Source organism: Geodermatophilus sabuli (genome assembly GCF_900215145.1).
Taxonomy (GTDB): Bacteria; Actinomycetota; Actinomycetes; order Mycobacteriales; family Geodermatophilaceae; genus Geodermatophilus; species Geodermatophilus sabuli.
On record NZ_OBDO01000008.1, the window covers coordinates 118,493 to 141,702 of the forward strand.

Below are 23,210 nucleotides of genomic sequence, written 5' to 3' on the forward strand. Positions count from 1 at the left end.
CGGGCGGGTCAGTACCGGCGGGCCGGGTGCCCGGCGGCGCGATGGCGGCGCCGGGCCAGCTGGGTGAGGCCCTCGTGCGCGCCGGCGATGAGGACGGCGCCGAGCAGCACGAGCACGCCGAGACCGACCAGCCCCATGCCGCCGGTGGTGGCGACGTCGATCTCGGCCCAGACCAGACCGACCACGAGCATCAGCAACCCGACGACGCCGACCAGCGGTGCCAGCCACCTGCCCATGCCGTACCTCCCCCAGCGGTGCGCTCTCCCCCAGCGCGACCGGCCCGATCAGACCACGGACCGACCCGGCCCGGATCCGGCCGCGGCGTGCCCACCACGCAGCGTGACCGTCCGGTGGCGGTCACCCGGAGGTGCCGTGCACCCGGAGCACCATGCCGCTGGCCGGTAGGGCGGGGATCCGCCGCAGTGAGATCCGGAGGTCCTGCTCGGGCACCTCCACGTCGAGACGGGCCAGCCGGACCGCCAGCGCCGACAGCACCGCCACGGTGACCTGCTCACCCGGGCAGCGGTGGTTGGTGCGCGGGTCACCGGCGCCCTGGGGCACCAGCTCGAAGGCGCCGATCTCCCGCTCCCGGTCGAGGAACCGCTCGGGCCGGAAGGTGTAGGGATCGCCCCACAGGTCGGCGTCGTGGTCCTGCCCGTAGAGGTCGAGCAGCACCATCGCGCCCGCCGGGATCCGCTCGCCGTCCCACTCGACCGCCTGCGGTGCCCGGCCGCCGATGAACGGCGCGAACGGGTAGAACCGCCGCACCTCGTGGGCCCAGGCCTCGGCGAACGCCGGGTCGCCCCCGGCCAGCTGCTTGCGGTACCGCGGCCACCGGACCAGCGCGTGCCCGGAGAACGCCACGAACCAGCTGATCGCGACCGTCGGGCGGATGACGTTGAGCAGCTCCACCGCCGCCACGTGCGGGTCGAGGTGCTCGCCGTCGGCGTCCCGGTGCCGCGCGACGACGTCCACCACCGAACCCTGGGGCGTGGTCGCCGCGCCGCTGCGCACGTCGTCGACCAGCCGGGCCAGCCACGCCTCGCGCCGGCCGCGGGCCCGCCGGGCGCGCCAGTGCCGCGGCCCGCCCGTGGCGAAGCCGTCGACCAGCGCGGTCAGGTCACGCGCCACCGCGGGCGCCTCGTCCTCGGGGAGCGGGACGCCGGCCCAGTCACAGACCGCCCGGGTCAGCACGACCCGAGCCTCCTCGAACAGCACGACCTGTTCCCGCCGGACCCAGCCGGGCACCGCGGCGTCCCACGCGGCGGTGACCCCCTCGACCAGCGGCGCGATGCGGTCGTCGTCCATGAGCAGGGCCACGAACATCGCCTTGCGCACCCGGTGCTCGTGCCCGTCGAGGGTGTGCACCGCCCCCTTGCCGAACAGGGTCCCCTGCACCGGTTCGGGGATGGCGTGCGCCCGGCGGACGTGGTCCTCGTCGTAGAGGAACCGGGCCGCCTCCGGACCCTCGATGCCGAACACCGGCAGGCCGCCCAGCCGGGTGGGCACGGTGCGCCGCCCCAGCGCCCGCCGCTTGTCGGGCAGCCAGGCGTAGCCCTGGGTGAACAACCGGACGCTGTTGTCGAGGCGGGGACGGCGCATGGCGGGGACCGTGCCCAGCCGGGGCCCCGCCTCAACCCTCACCCCGGGCGCTGCCGCTGGAGCCGGTCGTCCTCGACGTCGGTCGCGCCGTCCGCCGGTGCCGGCTCGCGACCGCCCCCGCACGCCGGTGAGCCGAGCCGGCGCAGCAGCGCGGCCACCTCCCCCGTCGCCGACGTGCCCGTCTCCGCCGGCATCGCCTGTTCCACCGCACCCAGCGCCTCGGCCAGCGCCCGCTCCTCCTCGTTGAGCAGCCCGCGGTAGGCGGGGTCGAGCAGGTAGCCGGTCGGCGGGGTCGACAGGCAGCCGATCAGGTCCAGCAGCACCTCGAGCAGGCGGGCCGCCTCCGCCGCGGGGGTGTCCGCGGGCGACATGGCGACGGTCTCGACGTCCTGCTCCCACAGCCGGGCCCGCGCCGGGTCCTCCCGCAGCGCGAGCACCGTGCCGCTGCGCCGGCGGGGCGCGGCTCCGGGTGCCTGGATGGCGGTGCGCACCTGGTGGGCGATGCGGATCAGGTCGTCGTCCTGCATCGAGGTGCCGACGAAGAGCACGTGCCGGGTGAGCAGCAGCGAGTGCAGCACCCCGGCCAGCGCGGCCCGCGAGTCGCCGAACTGCAGGTACTCCTCGCGGGTCAGCACGATGCTCTCCGGGTGCGCCGCGTCCCCGTGCAACTTGAGCAGCCAGGGGCGGCCGGGCTCGGCGTCGTCGAAGGGCAGCACCGAGAGGTCCCGGCCGATGTCGGCGGCGGCGAGCTCCACCAGCGGGTCGTAGTTGGTGGTGACGAACTCCTGCACCGGCAGGTCGGCGATCAGCGCGTGCGCCAGCGCGTACCGGGTGGGGCCGAACCGCTCCTCGACGTAGGACTCCAGCTGCTCGCGCCCCAGCTCGCGGGCGAGCAGCGCCGCGGCGTCCTGGGCGGGCAGGCGGGCCAGGCCCTTCCGCAGGCCGCCGTCCAGGCCCGACTGCTCGGCCAGCTCGGTGAGCAGCTGCTCCCAGGTGGGCAGGCCGGCCGCCGCGCTCACCCCGGCGCCGACGAACGCGGCCAGCTGCCCGCGGCGGGCCCGCTCGCCGAGGTCGTCGGCGAGGTCCCGCAGGTGCTGCGGCAGGTCCCAGGTGTCCTCCCCGCCGCGGCGCACCCGCTGGGCGGCGGCGAGGTCGCTGGGCCCGTGCAGGACCAGCGCCACGTCGAACCCGTGCTCCGCGGCGGCCACGCGGAGCACGGGCAGTAGCTGCTGCAGCAGCGTGCCGCGCCGGCCGGCGGCCGCCCCCCAGCCGGTGCCGAGCGCGGGCAGGGCGACCAGGCGGCGGGCCCGGCCGTGCACCGGCGTGGTCACCTCCCGCCGGGCGACCGCAGCCAGCGCCTCCCGGGCACCGTCCAGCAACCACGGCAGCGCGTCGTCGGAGTCGCGCTCGCCGTCGTCCACCGTGTCGACCAGCCACAGCCGGCGCGGCTCGTCCCCGGGCACCGCCCGCACCCGCTCGTCGCTGTCCCAGCCCAGATCCAGGCAGAGGCCGGCGTCGTCCTCGTTGACCACCAGGTCGGCCGGCAGCAGCTCCCGCCAGCCCGTGCTCACCCGCAGCGAGCGGTCGGTCGGCACCAGGACGTCGTCACACACCAGCCGGCGGAGGTCCGCTCCGACGACGAAGACGTGTCCACTCACGCATCGGGGCTTGCCCGCTCCCCCGCCCGGTAACCGGAACGGGACCGGACGTCCCGACGGGCCGGTCAGGTCGGGCCGGTCAGGCGGTGCCGCATCCCCCCGCGCCACAGGCACAGTTGGCGCAGCCGGCCGGCCGGACCGGCGCCGGCGGCTGCGCGGCCAGGGTCCGCAGCTGGAACGCGCCGACCACCAGGAACACGCCGAGCAGGCCGACGGCGAGCGCGGCCACCACCGTGGCCCCGTCGGCGGCGCGGCTCCACGTCGTGGCGACGCCGGTGACGACCAGCAGGCCGGTGACCAGCGCGGCCCACACCAGCGCGGCCTGCGCGTTGCGGCGGACGGCGCCCCCGCGGGCCAGCAGCACCAGCGCCCCCGTCAGCAGCCCGAGCGGCACCGCGCCCAGCAGCACCCAGCCGGCCGCGCCCGCGGACAGCACGGCGACGGCCACGGCCGCCAGCCCTCCGACGGCGAGCGCCGCACCCAGGCCGCGGCTGCGCCCCGCGGCACGGGCCAGCAGCAGGCCGCGGGCAGCGGTCAGCACCCCGGTCACGCCGAGCAGCAGGCGCGCACCCCCACCGTCCCAGAACACCGAGACCATCGCGACGACGACCAGCGCGAGCCCTCCGGCCAGCCACTGCGGCCACGTCCGGCGGGCCGCCTCGGGGGTCGTCCGCTCCGCTGTCAACACCGATCCGCCGTTCACCACGGGTGCCAGTGTCCCCCACGCCCGGCCGTCCGCCCCCGGGGAACCGGCCACGGTGCCGGTCCTGACCGCTACACCGCTCCGACCAGCGGCGGAGCACGTCCTGTGCCACGCTGACTCCCCCACGGGTGGTGGAAGGAGCCGGCCATGAGCGGGCGCGGGACGATGGGGTCGGCCGCGGGCGCGGCCGACCGGGCGGGCAACAGCGACGCCCTCGAGAACCTGGCCCGGGTGGGCCTCATCGCCTACGGCGTGGTCCACCTGCTGCTCGCCTGGCTGGCGCTGCAGCTGGCCTGGGGCGGCGGCGGCCAGTCGGCCGACCAGTCCGGGGCGTTGGCCACGCTGGCCGAGCAGCCGCTGGGCAAGCCACTGCTGTGGGTGCTCGCCATCGGGTTGATCGCGCTCGCCGTCTGGCAGGCCGCCGAGGTGCTGCGCTGGCGCGGCCGGCTGTCGGCGTCCGGGGACGCCCGCAAGAAGGCGGTCACCAAGATCGTCAAGTCGGTGGCCAGGGCGATCGTCTACGCCGCGCTGGCCGTGCTCGCCATCCGCTTCGCCTCGGGCAGCGGGCAGTCCAGCGCACAGTCCCAGCAACAGCAGACCGCCGGCGTCTTCAGCTGGCCCGCCGGCCGGTGGCTGGTCGGCCTGGTGGGGTTGGTCGTGATCGGCGTCGGCGTCTACCACGTCTACAAGGGCGTCTCGAGGCGCTTCCTCAAGCAGCTCGACCTCGCGCAGGCGTCGGCCGGGACCCGCCGGCTCGTCGAGAAGCTGGGCCTGATCGGCTTCCCCGCCAAGGGGGTGGCGCTCGGCCTGGTCGGCGGGCTGCTGGTCTGGGCGGCGGTCACCTACGACCCCGCCAAGGCCTCCGGTCTGGACGGCGCGCTGCGCACCGTCCTCGACGCCCCGTTCGGCCAGGTGCTGCTGACCCTCGTCGCGCTCGGCATCGCCGCGTTCGGGGCCTTCTGCTTCGTCCGTGCGCGCTTCCCCGAGCGGACCTGAGGGAGGACCCAGAGAAGGACCCAGAAGGACCCCCAGAAGGACCCCGTCCTCCCCACCGCTCGCAGGCTCGCGGCGGTGCCCTGGACGGGGCCGTTCGACCGCTCGCAGGCTCGCGGCGGTGCCCTGGACGGGGCCGTTCGACCGCTCGCAAGCTCGCGGCGATGCCCTGGACGGGGCCCTCGGGCACGATCGACCGGTGCCGACGGCCCGCTCACTGCTCGACCGCGTCCACCGGGTCATCACGCACGCCCGGGAGGTCACCGACCACCCGGTGCTGGAGGCGGTGGCCCGGATCGGGCTCGTCGCCTACGGCGTGGTGCACCTGCTCATCGGCTGGCTGGCGCTGCAGCTGGCCCGGGGCGCCGGCGGTGCCGACGCCGACCAGACCGGTGCGCTGCAGACGGTCGCCGGCTCCCCCGGCGGGCTGGCCCTGCTCTGGTTGATCGGGCTGGGGCTGGGAGCCCTGGCGCTGTGGCAGGCCGGCGAGGTGCTGCTGTGGTGGCACGGCCTGCTCGACGCCACACACCGCCGCCGGACGGCGCTGGTCTGCGCACGCTGCCTGACCAAGGCCGCGGTCTACGCCGTCCTCGGGGTCACCGCCCTGCTGTTCGCGGTGGGCGCGGACTACCAGGCCGACGAACGCCTGCGCGAGCTGACCGGCGAGACCCTGGAGGTACCCGCCGGTCCCGTGCTCGTCGCCGGCGTCGCGGCGGGCGTGGTCGCCGTGGGGCTCTACAGCGTCGCCCGCGGCGTCACCGGCGGCTTCATGAAGGACATCGACCTGCCGGCCGCCCCCGACCGCTGGGAGCCGGTCATCGAGGTCGTCGGCCGGATCGGCTACGCCGCGAAGGGGATCGCCTTCGGCCTGGTCGGCGTGCTGCTGTGGCGGGCGGCGACCTCCGCCGACGTCTCCACCGCCACCGGCCTGGACGGCGCCATGACCGCGATCGCCGGGGTCGGCGCCGGGCCGTGGCTGCTGACCGGTGTGGCTGCCGGGTTCGCCGCGTTCGGCGTCTACGCGCTGGCCCGCGCCCGCTACCCCGACCGCGACCCGTCGTCCTGAGGCCCCCTCCGTGTCGGTTTCCGCGGAAACCGACACGGGGGGTGCCTCGTCAGTTCCGGGGGCCGCCGGCGACGTAGACGACCTGGCCGGAGACGAAGCCGGCGCCCTCGCTGACGAGGAACGAGACGGTGTGCGCGATGTCCTCGGGCACCCCGGCGCGGTTGACCGGGATCGCCGCGGCGCGCTCGGCGACGTACTCGTCCCAGTCCCGGCCGAGGCGGGCGGCCGTCGCGCGGGTCATCTCGGTGACGATGAACCCGGGCGCGACGGCGTTGGCCGTGACGCCGAACCGCCCCAGCTCGACGGCGAGGGTCTTGGTAAAGCCCTGCAGCCCGGCCTTGGCCGCCGAGTAGTTGGCCTGCCCCCGGTTGCCCAGCGCCGAGGTGCTGGACAGGTTCACGATCCGGCCCCACCCGGCGTCGACCATGTGCTCCTGCACCGCGCGGGTCATGAGGAACGAGCCGCGCAGGTGCACGTGCACGACCAGATCCCAGTCGGCGTCGGTCATCTTGAACAGCAGGTTGTCCCGGGTGACGCCGGCGTTGTTCACCAGCACCACGGGCGGGCCGAGCTCGGTGGCGACCCGGTCGACGGCGGCCCGCACCTGCCCGGCATCGCCCACGTCGGCACCGACGGCCAGCGCCCGGCCGCCGGCGGCCTCGATCGCGGCCACGGTCTCGGCGGCGTCGTCCTCCCGCAGGTCGAGCACCGCGACGGCGAACCCGTCGGCGGCCAGCCGCCGGGCGGTGGCGGCGCCGATCCCGCGGGCGGCGCCGGTGACGATCGCGACGCGGGACTGCTCGACGGGACCGGACTGGCTCATGGTCGGCTCTCCTCGGCTGGTCGGGGCTCCCGGCGCATCCTGCCCGGAGCCCCGACCCGCGCGCGAGGAACCGGAGCGGCTACACCCGCTCGAAGAGCGCGGCGAGGCCCTGCCCGCCGCCGATGCACATCGTCTCCAGGCCGTAGCGGGCGTCGCGGCGCTGCATCTCGCGCAGCAGGGTGGCGAGGATGCGGCCGCCGGTGGCGCCGACCGGGTGCCCCAGCGAGATGCCCGAGCCGTTGACGTTGGTGCGCTCCCAGTCGGCGTCGGTGAAGCCCCACTCGCGCGCGACGGCGAGCACCTGGCTGGCGAACGCCTCGTTGAGCTCGATCAGGTCGACGTCGGCGAGCTTGACGCCGGCCAGCGCCAGCGCCTTGGCCGTGGCCGGCACCGGGCCGATGCCCATCGTCTTCGGCGGCACGCCGCCGACGCCCCACGACACCAGCTTCGCCAGCGGGCGGAGGCCGAGCTCGGCGGCCTTCTCCGGGGTGGTGACGATCGCGATCGCCGCGCCGTCGTTCTGACCGCTGGCGTTGCCGGCGGTGACGGTGGCGTCCGGGTCGTCCCTGCCCATGATCGGGCGCAGCCTGGCCAGCGTCTCGACCGAGGAGTCCGGGCGGATGTGCTCGTCGCGGTCGACGACCACCTCGCCCTTCCGCTGCTTGACCGTCACCGGCACGATCTCGTCGGCGAACCGGCCGGCCTCGGTGGCGGCGGCGGCGCGCTGGTGGCTGCGAACGGCGTACTCGTCCTGCTCGGCGCGGCCGATCCCGTACTCGCGCCGCAGGTTCTCCGCGGTCTCCAGCATCCCGCCGGGCACCGGGTGGTTCTGGCCGCCGGCGGTCACCCGGCCGCGGGCCAGGCCGTCGTTGAGCAGGACACCCGGCCCGGCCTTGACCCCCCAGCGCATCGCGGTCGAGTAGAACGGCGCGTTGCTCATCGACTCCGCACCCCCGGCCAGCACGACGTCGGCGGCGCCGGACTGCACCTGCATCGCGGCGTAGACGACCGCCTGCAGGCCCGAGCCGCAGCGCCGGTCGATCTGCAGGCCCGAGGCGGTGACCGGCAGGCCGGCGTCCAGCGCGGCGACCCGGCCCAGCGCCGGGGCCTCCATCGTCGGGTAGCAGTGGCCCAGCAGGACGTCGTCCACCGACTCCGGCGGCAGCCCGGTGCGCTCCATGACCGCGCGGATCACCGTGGCAGCCAGCTCCTGCACGGGTACGTCGCGGAGTGAGCCGCCGAAGCCGCCCACCGGGGTCCGCAGGGGCTCGCAGATGACCGCATCACGCACGGGGTCCTCCTCGTCGGTCTGTGTCCACCAGGCCTGCTCCGCGCCCCGGTGAGCTCCTCGCTCGTTGATCGCTGCGATGCTCCCGGGGCTGTCGTCAGGCCACGTCAGCGCCCCGAGTCTCCTCCTCTCCGCCTCCCGCCGGGCAGGGGCCTACGCACTGCACGACGACGGCGGCCGGCCCCTCGCCGCTGCGAGGGACCGGCCGCCGCGGAGTCGTGCGGGGTCAGGGCACGGTCAGCCGGCGAGTTCGGTCGCGATCTCCCCCTCGAAGGCGTCCTCCACGACCTGGGCCCCGCCGGGGACGTCGGCCGGCCGCAGGATGAAGCTCTGCGTGCTCGGTGACACCCCGGTCTCGAAGGCCTGGATCGGCACGAGCAGCCCCTCGGTGTCGATCTCGGTGAGCTCACCGAAGGCGGCCAGCACCCCCTCGCGGGTCAGGTCGCCGCTCTCGCAGGCGGCGTCCAGCACCTGGTTCATCACGTCGCCCATGGCGTACCCGAAGATCGCGCCCAGGCTGGGCGTGGTGTTCGGGTAGGCCTGCTGGTACTGCTCCAGCAGCTCCGGCTGCGCGTCCCAGGCCGTGATCGGCGAGGAGACGTACAGGTTGTCCCTCAGCGCCTGGGCCGAGGGGCCCTGCAGGAGGCCGGGCGCGAAGACCGGGTTGCTGCCCAGGATCGGCACGTTGAGCCCCTGGGCCGAGGCCACTGCCGCCGCCGAGGCGGTCTGCGCGGGGGCGACGGTCAGCACGATGGCGTCGACGCCCGCCGCGGCGAACTGGGTGATCTGCGCGGACATGTCCTGGTCGGTGGACTTGATCTGCGCGGGGATCACCGTGAGGTTGCGCGCCTCCGCCACCGCCTCGCTGCCGGCCAGGCCGTTCTCCCCGTACTCACCCTCGAAGTAGATGTGCCCGACGGTGGCCCCGTCCTGCAGCAGTCCCTGGTCGAAGAGGTACTGGTAGCCGTTGGCGATCTCCACGTCGTAGGTCGCGCCGAGGACCCCGGTACCGGGGATCTCGGTGAGCGTCCGGGCCCACGCCGACGGGAAGTTGACGATCGTGTCGGCCTCGTACTCGGGGGCGAGTGCGGTGTTGATCGGCGACCCGATCGTCTGCTGCATCGCGAGCACGTTGTCCTTCATCCCGCTGTACAGCTGCACCCCGGTCTGGGGCACGTAGCCGGTGTCCTGGACGTCGAGTTCCACGTCATAGGTGCCGCAGACCTGGTTGCCCTGCCAGTACAGGGTGTTGCCGTTGGTGATGTCCTGGCCCAGTGCGGCGAAGACACCGGTCAGGTCGGTGAGGACGCCCAGCCTGATGGTCGTGCCCTCGATGCCGATGTCGGTCGCGACGTCGCCCGCCTCGCCGCCGCCACCACCACCGCCACCGCTGTCCGGCGCCTTCGTGCTGCAGCCGGCGGCCGTCACGACCACGGCGGCGGCGAGGACCGCCACCCCGCGCACCTGCTTGCCTGCTCTCATGTGCTGTTGCTCCCTCGTGCCGGTCGATCGGATGGGACGGGGCTGGTGGGACTGTCGTCCGGGCCCGGTGACGGGCCCGGACGATCTCCTCCGCCGGGATCGCGACCCCGTCGTCGGAAGCGGTGGGCGAGCCCGGCCAGGCCGCCGGGCTCGAAGAGGATGACGAGCACGATCGCCAGGCCGTAGAGGAAGCGGGCGGCCACGCCGGCCGCGATCCCACCCTCGCCCGGGGCGCTGACGAGCGGCAGGACGTCGGCGAACTGCAGGAAGACCAGGGGCAGCGAGGTCACGAAGACCGCACCCAGGGCTGCGCCGCCGACCGAGCCGAGCCCGCCGAGGACGATCATGGCCAGGAACTGGATGGACAGCAGCAGGCCGAAGGACTCCGGCGCGATGCTGCCGATCGACAGCGCGTACATGACACCGGACAGCCCCGCGTACATCGAGCTGACGAGGAAGACCCGCGCCTTGTAGGCCTGGACGTTGACGCCCATGACCGACGCGGCCACCTCGCTGTCGCGCAGCGTCTGCAGCGCCCGACCCGGTCGGCTGCGCAACAGGTTCCGGGCGAACACGTACGCCGCGAGAGCCAGGACGAGCCCGAGGTACCAGAGCCGCTCGGCCTCGCGGAAGGGGACGCCGAGGACGAACAGCTGCGGGTCCGAGTTGCCGAAGGTGAACCCGAACAGGGAGAACTCCGGCGCCGACCGGCCGTTGAAGCCCCCGGTCACCGGCTCCCAGGTGTTGAGCAGGTGGACGCCGATGAAGACCAGCCCGAGCGAGGCCACACCCAGGTAGATGCCGCGCAGCCGCGCCGCCACCGGGCTGAACAGCAGCCCGGCCAGGCCCGCGAGCAGGACGCCGACGACCAGGCCGACGACCGGCGGCAGTTCCAGCCCGCGCAGGGCGGCGCGCGTGCCCAGGCCGCCGGACTCACCGGAGACGTAGGTGTAGCTGACCGCCCCGACCGCGAGGAAGAACGCGTGCGCCAGGGACAGCTGCCCGCTGGTCCCGACCAGCAGGTTCAGGCCGATCGCGCCCACGATCGCCCCGAAGACCGCGAAGCCGGTGCGCAGCCAGAACTCCTCCACGTACAGCGGCAGCACCAGGAGCACGACGAGGAGCGCGACCACCAGCAACGGCCGCAGCAGCGAGCGGCGACGCCCGGCAGAGGAGGGGCCGCCCGGGGCGCGGCTCCCCCGCCCCCGCACGTCCGGGATCGTCTGCTCAGACACGTGTCAGCTCCTTGGTCCCGAACAGCCCCGACGGGCGGACCAGCAGGACGATGATCATCACGACGTAGGGCACGACCTCGCCGAAGCCCCGCCCCAGGAACGACAGTTGCTCCTGGTAGCCGGCCGCGAGCGCCTCGGCGATGCCGATCAGCAGCCCGCCGACGAGGGCGCCACCGGTCGAGTCCAGGCCGCCCAGGATCGCGGCCGGGAAGGCGCGCAGCGCCACGGTGTAGACGGCCGCGCTGACCCCCGGGGTGGGCGCGCCGACCAGGAAGAGCGCGGCCACCGCGGCGAGGACACCGGCGACCACCCAGGCCAGCGCCGACACCCGGCCCTGCCGGATGCCCATGAGTGCCGCGGCCTCGCCGTCCTCCGCGGAGGCACGCATCGCCACGCCCCAGCTCGAGTACTTGAAGGCCAGGAAGAACACGACGATCAGCACCCCGGCGACGAGCATGGCGATCAACCGGTTCTGGCTGATGCCGACGCCGCCGATGCGGACCGAGTCGCCGCCCCACGGGTGCGGGACGTTCAGGATGTCGGGGCCGATCCGGCGGATCAGCTCGGTCAGCAGGATGATGTCGACGCCGATCGTGACGATGGCGAGACTGATCACCGGGGCGCCGCGGAGCCGGTTGATGACCAGCCGCTCGATGAGGAGCGCGGCCAGCGCGGTCACCAGGATCCCGGCGAGGGCGGCGACCAGGAACCCGTACGGCCCGGACAGCCGCGCGATCGTGTAGGCGCCGAGGAGCAGCAGCGACCCCTGGGTGAAGCTGACCACCTCGCTCGCCTTGAAGATGATCACGAAGCCGAGCGCGATGAGCGCGTAGATCGCGCCCAGCGAGATGCCGTTGAGCAGCAGGGACAGGAACTGGGTCACGACGGGCTCCCCGGGGCCTCGGTGGGATGGTGGGCGACCGCGTCGGCGGGGTTGTCCTCGTCGCCGGACCCCAGGTACGCGCGGATGACCTCGGGGTCGCGCTGGACCTCGGCCGGGGTGCCGTCGGCGATGAGGCGGCCGAAGTCGAGCACGGTGACCCGGTCCGCGAGGGACATGACCATGCCCATGTCGTGCTCGACCAGGATGATCGAGATCCCCAGGGCCGAGCGGATCTCCCGGATCGCCTCGGCCATCCGGGACGTCTCCTCGGCGTTCATGCCCGCGACCGGCTCGTCGAGCAGCAGCAGCCGCGGCTCGATGCACAGCGCCCGCGCCACCTCGACCCGCTTCTGGTCGCCGTAGGACAGCACCCCGACCGGGGTGTGCAGCTTGGCGCCGAGGTCGAGGAACTCGGCGATCTCCCGGATCCGCGCCCCGTGCAGCCGCCCCTCACCGGTCGCTCGCGGCAGGCGCAGCCCCGAGGACAGGAACCCGGCCTTCGTGAGGTGGTGCCGGCCCAGCATGAGGTTCTCGGCCACCGTCTGCGCCCCGGAGAGGGCGATGTTCTGGAAGGCCCGGGCCACGCCGACGCCGGCGATCTGGAACGGCCGCATCCGGTCCAGTCGCGCGTCGCCGAACCGGACCTCGCCCTCGGCGGCCTTGTAGACCCCCGACAGCACGTTGAACAGCGTCGACTTGCCCGCACCGTTCGGGCCGATGATCGCGTGGATCGCACCCGGGGCGACCGTGAAGGACACGTCGTTGAGCGCCCGGATCGCGCCGAACCGGACGCTGACGTGGGACACCTCCACCGGCGGGACGTCGGACCTGATCCGGGTCCCGTCGGCGTCTGCGGCGGTCACGCGGTCCACCGGGAGAGGGTGCGGCGCGGGCCGCGATCGGGCCGCTGCCCGGACTCGGCGCTGCCGTGACCGAGGTAGAGCCGCTGGACCTCGTCGGTCCGGGCGAGTTCCGCCGCCGCACCGGAGAGGGAGACGCGTCCGACGTCGAGGACGTAGGCCCGGTCGGCCACGCCGAGCGCCATCGTGGCGTTCTGCTCGACGAGCAGCACCGACGTCCCCTGCCGGTTGATCTCGGCGATGACCTCACCGATCTGCCCGATGACGCGGGGGGCGAGGCCCAGCGAGGGCTCGTCGAGCAGCAGGAGCCGGGGGCTGGCCATGAGCGCCCGGCCGATGGCGAGCATCTGCTGCTCCCCACCGGAGAGCAGGCCGGCGCGCTGGGAGGCGCGCTCGCGCAGCACGGGGAACAGGTCGTGCACCCGTGCGTGCGCCGCGGCCTTGGCGGCGCGGTCCCGGTTGCCCATCCCGCCGGCGCGCAGGTTCTCCTCGACGGTGAGCCGGCCGAAGATCCGCCGTCCCTCGGGGACCTGGACGATCCCCTGCCGCACGATCTGCCCGGCGTCCCGGTGGGTGACGTCGGCGTCGTCGAAGCGCACGGCGCCCTCGTCCACCCGGCCCCGGTGCAGCCGCAGGGTGCCCGAGATGGTCCGCAGCAGCGTGCTCTTGCCGGCGCCGTTGCTGCCCAGGACCGCGACGACGGCGCCGTCGGGGACCTCCATGGAGATGCCGCGGACCGCCTGGACGGCGCCGCCGTACGTCACCCGGAGGGAGTCGATCGTCAGCACGGGAGCGCGGGCTCACCGACGGCGGCCGCCAGGTTGCGGTGTGATCTGGAGCACATGGGCGGTCACTGTAGGGGGACGGCGGGCGGAAACCGCGCACATCGCGCCCGTCGTGACCGTCGGGTGACCTGTGTCCCCCGTCCGGGGGACGTGACGGCGGGAACGCGCCGGTCCGTGGCGGAGCTGCCGCCGTCAGGCGGCGGCAGAGACCGCCGCCAGGGGCGGCGGGAGGAGCCGTCGTCAGGCGGCGCTGCCGGCCCCCGGCTCGACCTGCTCGACGGCGAGGAGTTCCCACAGCCCGGTGATCTGCAGGGGGCGGATGACGGCCCGGTTGCACGCGAGTACCCGCAACCGGACGCACTCCTCCTCCGCCCGGCGGTGCGCCCCGGCCAGGACGCACAGGCCCGCGGAGTCGAGGAAGGTCACGGCGCCGAGGTCGACGACCAGTTCGGAGACGCCGGCGGCGAAGGCGTCGTCGACGGCGGTCCGCAGAGCGGGCGCGGACGAGGAGTCGACCTCACCGGCGACCACGAGACGGAGCGAGGCGGCAGACGCGGAGACGGCGATGGAGACGAGGTCCTCGCCGGTCGAGATGGAGGTAGCGGTCACGGTACGCCTCTCGGGGAGAGCGAACCCGTACGGAGAACCCCGGGTGGATCAGCCGGGGCGCAGCGCGGAGTCCGGCACTGATGCGACGGCTGACTGTTGAACCGCTGTCCCGACCGTAGGGACCGTGGCGCACAGAATCAAGACCACGCCCGCTGCCCCGGGCCCGCACCGCGACCGGGAGCCGCCCGGCGACGGGGATACTGGACGTCGTGTCGACGCGGTTGGTGGTCTGGGGCGGGGTCTGGGCGGCCGTCTCGGTGGCGGCGTTCCTCCTCCTCGACCCGGTCCTCGCCGCGTTCGTCGCCATCCTCGGCCTGTGCGCCTGGGTGGTCGCGCTGCTGTCGGCCGACTGGGACCGGCACTCCTCCTTCGAGGAACGCGAGCTGGCACGGGCCCGGCGGCGGGCGGCCCGGCGGGAGAAGAACGCCGGCGCCCGGGCCCGCGACCGCGCCCGGTGGGAGGCCCACCAGCAGCGCAAGGCCGGCCGCTCCCGCCGCTGACCACGTCTCCGCCGGTTTCCGGGGAAACCCGCGGAGAACAGGGGAAAACCGTTCGACGGCCCGGCGTCCCTCCCCTAGCGTCCTCCCCATGCGGTCCTGATCCAGCCCTCGAGCGACACGCAGCGCGGGTCGAGCCCCGGCTCCCCGCCGTCCCGCCCGCCGTCGGCGGGCGCCTCCTCCCCCTGCACACGGCTGCCGCCTGACCGGCGCCGCCCTGCCCTCCTCCGGAGGTCTGCCTTGTCACGTCCGCATCGCCCCCTCGACGGCGCGGCCGCCACCGCCCGCGCCACCCTCCCGGAGCCTGAGGCCGCCGCCTTCGACCGCCTCGCCTCCGCCGTCCTCGCCCTCCCGGGGGCCGCGCTCGGCGGCACCCTGCGCGCCCAGCTCCCCGGCACGGCCGGCATCCGCTGGCTGCGCCAGGAGGGCCTGCCCCCGACGGCGCGGGTCTCGGCCCTCACCGTCGACCAGTGGCTCTCCCTCTACCGCTGCTGGTGCAGCACCCGGCACGCCCCCACCGCGGGCGCGCCGGCCCGCGGTGGGGGACGGCCGAACACCGCGCACGGTCACGCACCCGGGGCGATGGCCGTCCCGCGCTGGGGGCAGTAGAAGGACCCCGTCCTCCCCACCTGGCGCACGCCCAGGCCGGGACCGGGGCCACGAACCCGCTACCGAGGGACGCGCCGCCGGTCCGGATCCCGGACCGGCGGCGTGCTCGGTACGGGCCCGGACCTCACGACGCGATGCCGTCCTCGGCGGCGAGCATCTCGGTGCGCTCCGGATCGGCGAACGCCTCCGCCAGTGCCTGGCGCAGCGGCCACGCACCGGCCCGCCAGGCGAGCGCCCGGCCCAGCGCGGCCGGCGTCCCGTCCACGTGGTCGACGTCCGTGCCGGGCCACCACGGCACCGCCCGGCCCCCCGCCCGCAGCGGCTCGTGCACCGCGACCCACCCCTCCAGTGCAGCCCGGCCGAGGCGGGCGGCCGCCAGCCCGGCCCCCGGCACGTCCGCCCAGGCCAGGCGCCGGACCGGGTGACTCTCCACCGTCGCGCGCACCACCTCACCGGCCAGCGGCAGGTCCAGCAGGTCGGCCACCGGCCCGGGCGCACCGCCGGCCGGCACCAGCGGTCGACCGACCAGCGGCTGCAGCCACGGCGCGTCGAGCACCACCGCGTCGTCGGCCGGCACCACCCGGTCCGCTGCCACCCGGACCCGGTCCGGCGGGTCGACGTCCACCCCGTCCAGCGCGTGCGCGAGGCGGGCGTAGACCGTGCGCAGCACCGCGGGGGACGCCGTCCGGCGCGGATCACCGAGGCGGTCGAGGAGGTCCAGCGCGCCGTCGACGTCGGCGAGGACGTCGTCCACCGTCGCGGGGGGCCGCAGCAGGGCCAGCACGGCCGCCTCGGCACGCGCCGCTCCGTACAGACCCTGCAACTCCGTGCTGTCCGGGTGCCGCACCCGGTCCGGGCGGCGCCCGTCCAACACCGGGGAGGTGGACAGCCACCAGCGCAGGTACCCGGGCACGGCCACGCCGCCGAGCACGACGTCGGTCCAGGCCTGCGCCGGGAGCGCGGCCAGCAACGGCAGCGCCCCCGGCCAGTCGACCACCAGCTCCAGGTCGCGGACGGCGGTCACCGGCGGCCACGACGGCAGCGGCGCTCCTGGCGGCAGCCGGTCCAGGGCGGCGTCGGCCCACTCCCGTGCGCCGTCGACGTCGAGGTCGTCGGGGTCCTCGGCGGACACCAGCGCGAAGCCGTCCAGCACCCCGACCGCCCGGAGCGTCTCGGGCTCCGCCGCCACGGCGGGGTCCAGGGTGCCCAGCGCCCCGTCGGCGAGGACGGCCGCGAACGGCGAGGCGGGCAGCACCAGCTCACCCGCCGGCGCCCAGCCCCCGTCGGCGTCGGGCAGCGCGAGCTCGGCCAGCCACGGCAGCTCCCCCGGCGCGGTGCCGGCCGCCGCGACGAGCGCGAGCACCGCGGTGGCGAGGGCGGCCGGGTCGGTGCCGGCGTCCCAGCCGTCCTCGACGGCGTCCACCGAGGCCTCCACCGCGGCCCGCACCGCCGGGTCGGCGAGCACGCCCGCGGCGGTCGCCGGCCGCGCGCCGAGCCGTTCCAGGAGCCGGCGCGCCGACGCCGGCTCCACCGCGGCGGGGTCGGCCACCCGCAGCCCCAGTGGCCCCAGCGCCTGCACCGGGAGGCCGGCGTCGGGCAGCAGCACCCCGGCGGGGCCGTGGGCGGTGCGGCCGTCGGCGAGCGGGACCGGGAGGGCGGCCAGCTCCTCGCGGTCGGCGCCGTCCAGGGCGGTGTACAGCCGCGCCCACCACGACGCGGGTCGTGTGACGCCGCGCACCGCCTCCACCGCCTCGGCGGTGCCGATCCGCCGCACGCCCAGGGCCGCGAGCGCCGGGGCGTCGCTGCGGCGGGACCAGCCGGCGGGCAGCAGCCCGGGGACGACGTCGGCGAGCACGGCCACCCGGGCGTCGGTCGCCTCGGCCAGCACCGCCGCGCGGTCGGGCGACTGCCGCTCGCGCGCCCGCCCCGCCACGGGCAGCCACGCCGCTCCCCGCAGCCGGTCCAGCACCGCGGTGCCCAGGGCCGCGTCCAGCTCCGCGCCGGCCAGCCCGACCCGCGGCACCAGGGCGAGCACCGACGCGTCCCCGCCGGCCTCGGGCGGCAGGCCGGCGAGCAGTGCGGCGTAGGCGTCCGCGGCGACGTCGACGAGGGCGTCGGTGACCGGGCCGGGGAGCACGTGCCGCCGGTCGGGGCCCAGCGGGAAGGGGGCGATCAGCCGGGCGGGGAGGGTGAGCGGCTCGTCGCTCGGAGTGGGCGCGTGCACCCGCTGGGGCAGCGGCAGCGGCGACGGCCAGCCGTCGTCGTCCAGCGGGACGGCCCAGGTGACCGTGTAGCCGCGGCGGCTCCGCTCCTCGACCGGCCGGTCGGCGAGCAGCTCCTCGGGGAGCTCGCCGGTGCGCCGCACCAGCCGCCAGGTCGTCGTCCGCTCCCCGTCGGTGAGGTCGGCCTCGAGGTGGGAGGGGTCCGCGCCGCGCTCTCGCACTGCGAGGCCGCGGGGCGCCCCGTCGACGACGACCTCGACGGTGGCCAGCCCGGGCAGGGCGAGCAGCAGCTCCGGTCCGAGCCCCTCCAGGGCGGCACGGACGGCGGCCCGGGAGCCCATCCGCAGCGGCAGCACCACCTCCGTCGCGAACCCCTCGGGCGGAGCGCCGGCCGCCGGCCAGGGCAGCCGCAGCACCGGGACGCCTCCCTCGCGGCGGGCCACCTCCGCGGCCAGTGCCGGCACCCCGGCGACCTCGGCCCGGGTGCGCGCGGCATTGAAGGCCACGCCGCCGGTGGTGGAGTGCACCTCCGGCTCGTCGCACACCGCGAGCACGGCGGCGAAGCCCACCCCGAAACGACCGGTGGTCTGGATCGTCGGCCCATCCGCGACCACGGACCGGCCCACCGTCCGGACGTCGTCCCGCTTCGCCGAGGCCCGCAGCGAGGCCAGCCCCTCCACCCCGGCGGCATCCAGGGGTGCACCGGTGTTCGCCGCCCTCAGCACCTCGCCGCCCGCGCCGTCGTCCGCGAGCTCCAGCCGCAACCGGCCCGGGACTCCGGCCCGGAGCGCGGCGTCGGCGGCGTTCTGGGCGAGCTCGACGACCAGGCGGTCGCGGTAGCCGCCGCGGACGAGGTCCTCCTCGGCGTTGGCGTCCTCACGGAAGCGGGCCGGGGCGTCGGTCCAGGCGGCGAGCACCCGCCGCCGGAGCCCGGCGGTGGCGAAGGGGTCGGACACGCCGGTCAGCATGGCAGCGGGGCATGGCACCGCCCCGGCACCGGGTAGGAGGAGGACGGTGAGCGAGCGTGCGAGCTCACCAGAGGACACAGCAGCGCCGCGAACGCGGCGACGAGCGCCAGCGAGGAGCATGGTGAGCGAGCGTGCGAGCTCACCAGAGGACACAGCAGCGCCGCGAACGCGGCGACGAGCGCCAGCGAGGAGCATGGTGAGCGAGCGTGCGAGCTCACCAGAGGACACAGCAGCGCCGCGAACGCGGCGACGAACGTCAGCGAGGAGCATGGTGAGCGAGCTTGCGAGCTCGCCAGAGGACACAGCAGCGCCGCGAACGCGGCGACGAGCGCCAGCGAGGAGCCTGCGTGAGCGAGATCGACGTCTCCCGGTACCGGCTGCAGGCCCTCCCGGACGACGACACCGACGAGGACTGGGACGACGACGGCGAGCTGTTCGGCCCCGACGGCAACCGGGTCGAGACCTGGCGCGAGGGTTATCCGTACGCCGAGCGCCTGCAGCGGCGGGAGTACGAGCGGGAGAAGCGCCGGCTCCAGATCCAGCTGCTGCGGCTGCAGGGCTGGGTGAAGGACACCGGGCAGCAGGTGGTGATCCTCTTCGAGGGTCGGGACGCGGCCGGCAAGGGCGGCACGATCAAGCGCTTCACCGAGCACCTCAACCCCCGCGGCGCCACGGTCGTCGCGCTGGACAAGCCGTCGGAGCGCGAGCAGACGCAGTGGTACTTCCAGCGCTACGTGCAGCACCTCCCGGCGGCCGGCGAGATCGTGCTGTTCGACCGCTCCTGGTACAACCGCGCCGGCGTCGAGCGGGTCATGGGCTACTGCACCGACGAGCAGTACCAGCGGTTCATGCGCCAGGCGCCGGACTTCGAGCGGATGCTCGTCGACAGCGGCGTCCACCTGGTCAAGTTCTGGTTCTCGGTGTCCCGGCGCGAGCAGCGCACCCGGTTCATCGTGCGACGGATCGACCCCGTGCGGCAGTGGAAGCTCTCCCCCACCGACCTCGCCTCCCTGGACCGGTGGGACGACTACACCGCGGCCAAGGAGGCCATGTTCGCCGTCACCGACACCGAGCACGCGCCGTGGACGGTCATCAAGAGCAACGACAAGAAGCGCGCCCGGCTGGAGGCGCTGCGCTTCGTGCTCTGCTCGCTCCCCTACGACGGCAAGGACGAGTCCGTCGTCGGACAGCCGGACCCGAACATCGTCGTCGCCGCGGCCGACGTTCTGGAGTCCGACCGGGAGGCCCTGGAGCGCGAGGACCTCTTGCCGGCGCGCTGAGCGCCGGGCGGGACGACGACGGGGCCGCCGCCGGAGAGGAGTCCGGCGACGGCCCCATCAGGGGTGGTCGGTCAGCGCTGACCGACGATCTCCCCGCTGGTCCCGGAGTAGTCCCACTCCATCTGCGACTCCCAGCCCTTGGTCGCCGTCGAGTAGGCGGCCATCTCACCGGACTCGGCGATGAACGGGTCGTCGGGGCCACTGGTGCTGGCCTGCGGGTTGAGCATCAGCGGCCGCTCGAGGTCGGTGTTCCAGGCCGCCGACATCAGGTTGGCGCGGGTCAGCCCGCCCTCCATCGCCGCGGCGTCCTCGAGGTTCTGCACGATCAGCTGGGCCCAGCCGTAGCCGTCCAGGGCGTTGCCGAACCGGGCGAGGTCCGCCTCGCCGGCGGCCTCCATGTCGGCCAGGTACTGCTGCATGGCCGGGTCGGAGTCCCAGCGGGTGTCCGACGGGTCCTTGCGGAACAGCGGCGCGACGACGCCCTCGCCGGCCGGGTCGGACGGCGTGATCCACTGCGCGGCACCGTTCGCCGAGGAGTTGAGCACGATCAGGCCCTCGTAGCCGGCCCGCGCCAGGCCGGTGATGAAGCCGGGCGCGTAGTTCGGCAGGGCCTCCAGCACGATCGCGTCGGGCTGCCCCGCGACGGCGGCGGAGATCTGCGCGTCGATGTTCGTCGCGCCGGCCGGGATCGTCTGGTCGGGCTGCACGGTCAGCCCCGCCTCCTCGGCCAGGCCCGGCAGCGCGGCGTGGAAGTCCTCGCTCAGCGCGTCGGAGCCCTTGATCTCGGTGACCGAGCCACCGGGCACCTGCTCGGCGATGTAGTCGACGATCGCCTTGGCCTCCACCGGCGCCGGCGGGATGCCGTTGATCGTCCACTCGTGCTCGGACGGGTTGGTGAACGCCGGGCCCGTGGTGATGGTCCACAGCTGCGGCACGCAGGCGCCCTCGTAGATCGGCTGGGTCGCGCTGATCTGCGGGGTGCCGACCTGGGCCAGGTTGGCGAACACCTGGTCCGCGCCGACGAAGGCCTGCGCGTTGGACACCGCGCGGGCGGCGTCGTAGGCGTCGTCCTTGGCCACCAGCTCCAGCTGGTGGCCGTCGATGCCGCCGGCCTTGTTGACCTTGTCGAAGTAGGCGGTGATGCCGGCGACGTTCGCCGCGCCCCCGGAGGCCAGCGGGCCGCTGAGCGGCTGGCTGGTGCCGATGCGGATCGGCTCGCCGTCGGCGAGCTCGGTCGTGGCCTCCGCCGGGCAGGCGGAGGCGTCCACGACGAACTGGCCCGCGGCGTTGGTCTCCCCGCCGCCGCCACCCCCGGCGTTGCCCTCGCTGCGGCTGTCACCACAGGCGGCGACGCCGAGCAGCAGCAGGCCGGCACTGGCCACCGCCATCGAACGGGACCTTCTCGTCATCGAGTTCTCTCCTCCTGGCTCGCGCCACGGGCTGAGGGCAGGCCCCGGGCAGGCTGCCCGGGGTCGTCGGACGGGTGGTGCTCGCCGACGGGCGACAGGGGCCCGCCGATGGCCGGGGTGGGGCCGGCCAGTCCTCCGTCGGGCGCGCCCGGCGTGGTGTCGCTGCCGGACGACGCCCAGTCCGCCGCCGGCACCGCGACACCGGCCGCCTCCGGCGGCACCGCGACACCCGCCGCCTCCGGCGGCACCGCGACACCCGCCGCCTCCGGCGGCACGATGACCAGGTACCGGGTGCGCAGCCGGGTCAGCAGCGGCACCAGCCCGGCCGGGACGAAGTAGATGAAGACGATGAGGACCACGCCGTAGATCACGTTGGCGAACAGCCCTGGCTGGTCGGTGATGCTGCGCAGCAGCGGGATCTGCCCGGCCCACTCGGCGGTGTAGTACGGCAGGAACACCATCGCCAGGCCGCCCAGCCAGGCGCCGGAGACCGTCGCCGCACCGCCGAGCACCATCGCGGTGATGAACAGCAGCGTGATGGTGAACCCGACCGTCGTCGGGCTGACGATCGGCGTGGTCAGCAGGTACAGCGAGCCGCCGACCGCGCCGTAGAGCGCGCTGATGGCGAACGCCACCGTCTTGACCTCGGCCGGCCAGACCCCGGAGATGGCCGCGGCGGTGCCGTTGTCCCGCAGCGCCACCATCGCCCGGCCGACCCGGCTCCGGACCAGCCCGGTGGCCAGCCAGAACAGCAGCCCGGCGACGGCGGCCATGACCAGGAACATCCAGCCGCGGTCGGAGACGTCCAGACCGAACCAGGCCGGCTTGTCCCAGCCGATCTGCACCGTCTTGCCTGCGACGCCGCCGGTGCCCAGCGCGATGCCGACCGGCTGGCTGACCACCACCGGGAAGGCGACGCCGACGGCCAGGGTGATGACGGCGAGGTAGAGCCCGTGCAGCCGCAACGCCGGCACGCCCACGATGAAGCCCAGCGCCAGGCCGAGGAGCGCGGCCACCGGCACCGTCGCCGCCCAGGCCCAGCCGTGGTCGGTCACCAGGATGGCCGTGGTGTAGGCGCCGATGCCGAAGAAGGCGCCGTGGCCCAGCGAGACCTGGCCGGTGAAGCCGGTGACCAGGTTCAGTCCCAGCACCGCGACCGCGTAGGCGATGACCAGGCTGAACTGGCCGATCCGGAAGTCGCTGACGAACAGCGGCAGGGCCAGGACCACCAGCGCGGCCAGCAGCAGACCGCTGCCCTGCCAGAGCCGGTGAGCCCGCGAGCCCTCCAGGACGACACGCGCGGCCATCACACCCGCTCCAGGGTCTTGGTCCCGAACAGGCCCTGCGGCCGGACCAGGAGGACGACGAGGACCACCAGCAGGGCGATGACCAGGCTCAGGTCGCCCTCGATGACGGTGAACAGGCCCGGCACGAACGCCATCACCAGGCCCAGCACGAGCCCGCCGACGGCGGCACCCGGGACGCTGTCGAACCCGCCGAGGGTGGCCGCGGCCAGGCCGAAGATGAGGATGGCGCCCATCGAGTTGAAGTCGAGCGCGCCCGCGGTCTCGGCGACCAGGGCGGCCGCGAGGGTGCCCAGGGCCGCGGCGATGCCCCAGCCGAACATGTACATCCGCCCGACCGGGATGCCCATGACCTCGGCGGCCTCGCGGTTGGCCGCGACCGCCCGGTAGCCCAGGCCGAGCTTGGTCTTCTCCAGCAGCAGCCACAGGCCCAGCAGGAGCACGACCAGCACGGCGAGGACGCCGATCGAGACGTGGGTGACGAAGAACGGCGGGGCCCCGCCGATCACGTCGACCTTGTCCTCGATGCCGCCGGGGAACGGCCGCGGCGGGGCCACCGGGGACGTGCCCCAGATGATGGCCACGCCGGCGTTGATGATGAGGAACAGCGCGAGCGTCGCGAGGATGACGGGGAAGATGCCCCGCCGCTCCAGCGGCCGGATCAGCCCCCGCTCCAGCCCGGCGCCGACGGCGAAGGAGAGCACCAGCGCGATGGCGATGGCCAGCCACACGTTCACGCCGTGCCGGGTCAGCGCGAAGACCGCGAACGCGCCGAGGGTGGCCATCTCGCCCTGGGCCAGGTTGATGTGGCTGGTCGTCTTGTAGACCAGCACGATCGCCAGGGCCACGAGCGCGTAGAGGGCGCCGTTGGTCAGCCCGCCGGTGAGCAGGGTGAGCAGGTAGGCGGGGTTGTCGATGTTGGGTGACACGTCGG

The 23,210-nt window shown here is 74.9% G+C and carries 21 protein-coding genes; 5 read left to right on the forward strand and 16 right to left on the reverse strand.

Features of this window, described 5'->3' with window-relative positions; translation table 11 throughout:
- Window positions 1-8: 8 nt before the first annotated feature.
- From CRP39_RS17705 to CRP39_RS17720, 4 genes are all read right to left on the reverse strand, one after another.
- Window positions 9-236 (reverse strand): hypothetical protein, encoded by a 228-nt coding sequence (locus CRP39_RS17705; protein ID WP_097207699.1) that lies wholly within the window; start codon window positions 234-236, stop codon window positions 9-11.
- A 121-nt stretch (window positions 237-357) separates the two neighbouring features.
- The gene (locus tag CRP39_RS17710) at window positions 358-1,602 is read right to left on the reverse strand and encodes a cytochrome P450 (RefSeq protein ID WP_097207857.1); all 1,245 of its coding nucleotides are present in this window, start codon (window positions 1,600-1,602) and stop codon (window positions 358-360) included.
- A gap of 38 nt (window positions 1,603-1,640) precedes the next feature.
- Window positions 1,641-3,260, reverse strand: a complete 1,620-nt coding sequence (locus CRP39_RS17715) for an SIR2 family NAD-dependent protein deacylase (protein ID WP_097207700.1) — start codon at window positions 3,258-3,260, stop codon at window positions 1,641-1,643.
- A 79-nt stretch (window positions 3,261-3,339) separates the two neighbouring features.
- Complete coding sequence (locus CRP39_RS17720; protein ID WP_097207701.1) at window positions 3,340-4,017, reverse strand: hypothetical protein; 678 nt, start codon at window positions 4,015-4,017, stop codon at window positions 3,340-3,342.
- Between the two features lie 93 nt (window positions 4,018-4,110).
- On the opposite strand from CRP39_RS17720, the gene CRP39_RS17725 reads away from it, so the two are divergent.
- Both CRP39_RS17725 and CRP39_RS17730 read left to right on the forward strand, forming a co-directional pair.
- A complete protein-coding gene (locus CRP39_RS17725; RefSeq protein WP_097207702.1) occupies window positions 4,111-4,959 on the forward strand; it encodes a DUF1206 domain-containing protein in 849 nt (282 codons plus the stop codon).
- 196 nt (window positions 4,960-5,155) lie between these two features.
- Window positions 5,156-6,022: a DUF1206 domain-containing protein gene (locus CRP39_RS17730; protein ID WP_097207703.1), complete on the forward strand. Its 867-nt coding sequence runs from the start codon at window positions 5,156-5,158 to the stop codon at window positions 6,020-6,022.
- Window positions 6,023-6,071: 49 nt separating this feature from the next.
- Here the strand turns inward: CRP39_RS17730 and fabG are convergent, their stop codons facing one another.
- The 8 genes from fabG to CRP39_RS17770 all read right to left on the reverse strand — a co-directional run bounded on the left by fabG (window position 6,072) and on the right by CRP39_RS17770 (window position 13,987).
- Window positions 6,072-6,845, reverse strand: coding sequence for a 3-oxoacyl-ACP reductase FabG (gene fabG / locus CRP39_RS17735; protein WP_097207704.1), 774 nt, complete (start codon window positions 6,843-6,845; stop codon window positions 6,072-6,074).
- Between the two features lie 79 nt (window positions 6,846-6,924).
- Window positions 6,925-8,136, reverse strand: coding sequence for an acetyl-CoA C-acetyltransferase (locus tag CRP39_RS17740; RefSeq protein ID WP_097207705.1), 1,212 nt, complete (start codon window positions 8,134-8,136; stop codon window positions 6,925-6,927).
- Window positions 8,137-8,370: 234 nt separating this feature from the next.
- Entirely contained in the window at window positions 8,371-9,615 is a 1,245-nt protein-coding gene (locus tag CRP39_RS17745; protein WP_097207706.1) for an ABC transporter substrate-binding protein, read from the reverse strand.
- Window positions 9,612-10,850, reverse strand: coding sequence for a branched-chain amino acid ABC transporter permease (locus tag CRP39_RS17750; RefSeq protein WP_097207707.1), 1,239 nt, complete (start codon window positions 10,848-10,850; stop codon window positions 9,612-9,614). The genes CRP39_RS17745 and CRP39_RS17750 overlap by 4 nt, the downstream gene beginning before the upstream one ends.
- On the reverse strand, window positions 10,843-11,733 hold the full coding sequence (locus CRP39_RS17755) for a branched-chain amino acid ABC transporter permease (RefSeq protein ID WP_097207708.1): 891 nt from the start codon (window positions 11,731-11,733) through the stop codon (window positions 10,843-10,845). The genes CRP39_RS17750 and CRP39_RS17755 overlap by 8 nt, the downstream gene beginning before the upstream one ends.
- A complete protein-coding gene (locus CRP39_RS17760) occupies window positions 11,730-12,596 on the reverse strand; it encodes an ABC transporter ATP-binding protein (RefSeq protein WP_245853947.1) in 867 nt (288 codons plus the stop codon). Before CRP39_RS17760 ends, CRP39_RS17755 begins: the two co-directional genes overlap by 4 nt.
- Window positions 12,593-13,381 carry an ABC transporter ATP-binding protein gene (locus tag CRP39_RS17765; RefSeq protein WP_097207710.1) on the reverse strand — a complete coding sequence of 263 codons (789 nt, stop codon included), beginning with the start codon at window positions 13,379-13,381 and terminating at the stop codon, window positions 12,593-12,595. Before CRP39_RS17765 ends, CRP39_RS17760 begins: the two co-directional genes overlap by 4 nt.
- 237 nt (window positions 13,382-13,618) lie before the next feature.
- Entirely contained in the window at window positions 13,619-13,987 is a 369-nt protein-coding gene (locus CRP39_RS17770) for an STAS domain-containing protein (RefSeq protein WP_097207711.1), read from the reverse strand.
- A gap of 209 nt (window positions 13,988-14,196) precedes the next feature.
- On the opposite strand from CRP39_RS17770, the gene CRP39_RS17775 reads away from it, so the two are divergent.
- Window positions 14,197-14,487 carry a hypothetical protein gene (locus CRP39_RS17775; protein WP_097207712.1) on the forward strand — a complete coding sequence of 97 codons (291 nt, stop codon included), beginning with the start codon at window positions 14,197-14,199 and terminating at the stop codon, window positions 14,485-14,487.
- Window positions 14,488-14,724: 237 nt separating this feature from the next.
- Complete coding sequence (locus tag CRP39_RS17780; RefSeq protein WP_097207713.1) at window positions 14,725-15,093, forward strand: hypothetical protein; 369 nt, start codon at window positions 14,725-14,727, stop codon at window positions 15,091-15,093.
- 124 nt (window positions 15,094-15,217) lie between these two features.
- Here CRP39_RS17780 and CRP39_RS17785 read toward each other — a convergent pair whose 3' ends face one another.
- The gene (locus CRP39_RS17785; protein WP_245853948.1) at window positions 15,218-18,271 is read right to left on the reverse strand and encodes a hypothetical protein; all 3,054 of its coding nucleotides are present in this window, start codon (window positions 18,269-18,271) and stop codon (window positions 15,218-15,220) included.
- Between the two features lie 359 nt (window positions 18,272-18,630).
- Here CRP39_RS17785 and ppk2 point away from each other — a divergent pair, with 359 nt between their 5' ends.
- On the forward strand, window positions 18,631-19,563 hold the full coding sequence (ppk2, locus tag CRP39_RS17790; protein ID WP_097207715.1) for a polyphosphate kinase 2: 933 nt from the start codon (window positions 18,631-18,633) through the stop codon (window positions 19,561-19,563).
- A 71-nt stretch (window positions 19,564-19,634) separates the two neighbouring features.
- On the opposite strand, the gene CRP39_RS17795 is transcribed toward ppk2, so the two are convergent.
- The 3 genes from CRP39_RS17795 to CRP39_RS17805 are packed head-to-tail and all read right to left on the reverse strand — an operon-like array spanning window position 19,635 to window position 23,205.
- Window positions 19,635-20,972: an ABC transporter substrate-binding protein gene (locus tag CRP39_RS17795; RefSeq protein ID WP_097207716.1), complete on the reverse strand. Its 1,338-nt coding sequence runs from the start codon at window positions 20,970-20,972 to the stop codon at window positions 19,635-19,637.
- Window positions 20,969-22,279: a branched-chain amino acid ABC transporter permease gene (locus tag CRP39_RS17800; RefSeq protein ID WP_143426692.1), complete on the reverse strand. Its 1,311-nt coding sequence runs from the start codon at window positions 22,277-22,279 to the stop codon at window positions 20,969-20,971. Before CRP39_RS17800 ends, CRP39_RS17795 begins: the two co-directional genes overlap by 4 nt.
- Window positions 22,279-23,205, reverse strand: coding sequence for a branched-chain amino acid ABC transporter permease (locus tag CRP39_RS17805; RefSeq protein ID WP_172442504.1), 927 nt, complete (start codon window positions 23,203-23,205; stop codon window positions 22,279-22,281). Before CRP39_RS17805 ends, CRP39_RS17800 begins: the two co-directional genes overlap by 1 nt.
- Window positions 23,206-23,210 lie beyond the last annotated feature (5 nt).

What these genes read in the sequence shown, in the direction of transcription:
- CRP39_RS17705 (WP_097207699.1), bottom strand. Translation starts at nt 236, where the DNA reads ATGGGCAGGTGGCTGGCACCGCTGGTCGGCGTCGTCGGGTTGCTGATG.
- CRP39_RS17710 (WP_097207857.1), bottom strand. Translation starts at nt 1,602, where the DNA reads ATGCGCCGTCCCCGCCTCGACAACAGCGTCCGGTTGTTCACCCAGGGC.
- CRP39_RS17725 (WP_097207702.1), top strand. Translation starts at nt 4,111, where the DNA reads ATGAGCGGGCGCGGGACGATGGGGTCGGCCGCGGGCGCGGCCGACCGG.
- fabG (WP_097207704.1), bottom strand. Translation starts at nt 6,845, where the DNA reads ATGAGCCAGTCCGGTCCCGTCGAGCAGTCCCGCGTCGCGATCGTCACC.
- CRP39_RS17745 (WP_097207706.1), bottom strand. Translation starts at nt 9,615, where the DNA reads ATGAGAGCAGGCAAGCAGGTGCGCGGGGTGGCGGTCCTCGCCGCCGCC.
- CRP39_RS17795 (WP_097207716.1), bottom strand. Translation starts at nt 20,972, where the DNA reads ATGACGAGAAGGTCCCGTTCGATGGCGGTGGCCAGTGCCGGCCTGCTG.
- CRP39_RS17800 (WP_143426692.1), bottom strand. Translation starts at nt 22,279, where the DNA reads ATGGCCGCGCGTGTCGTCCTGGAGGGCTCGCGGGCTCACCGGCTCTGG.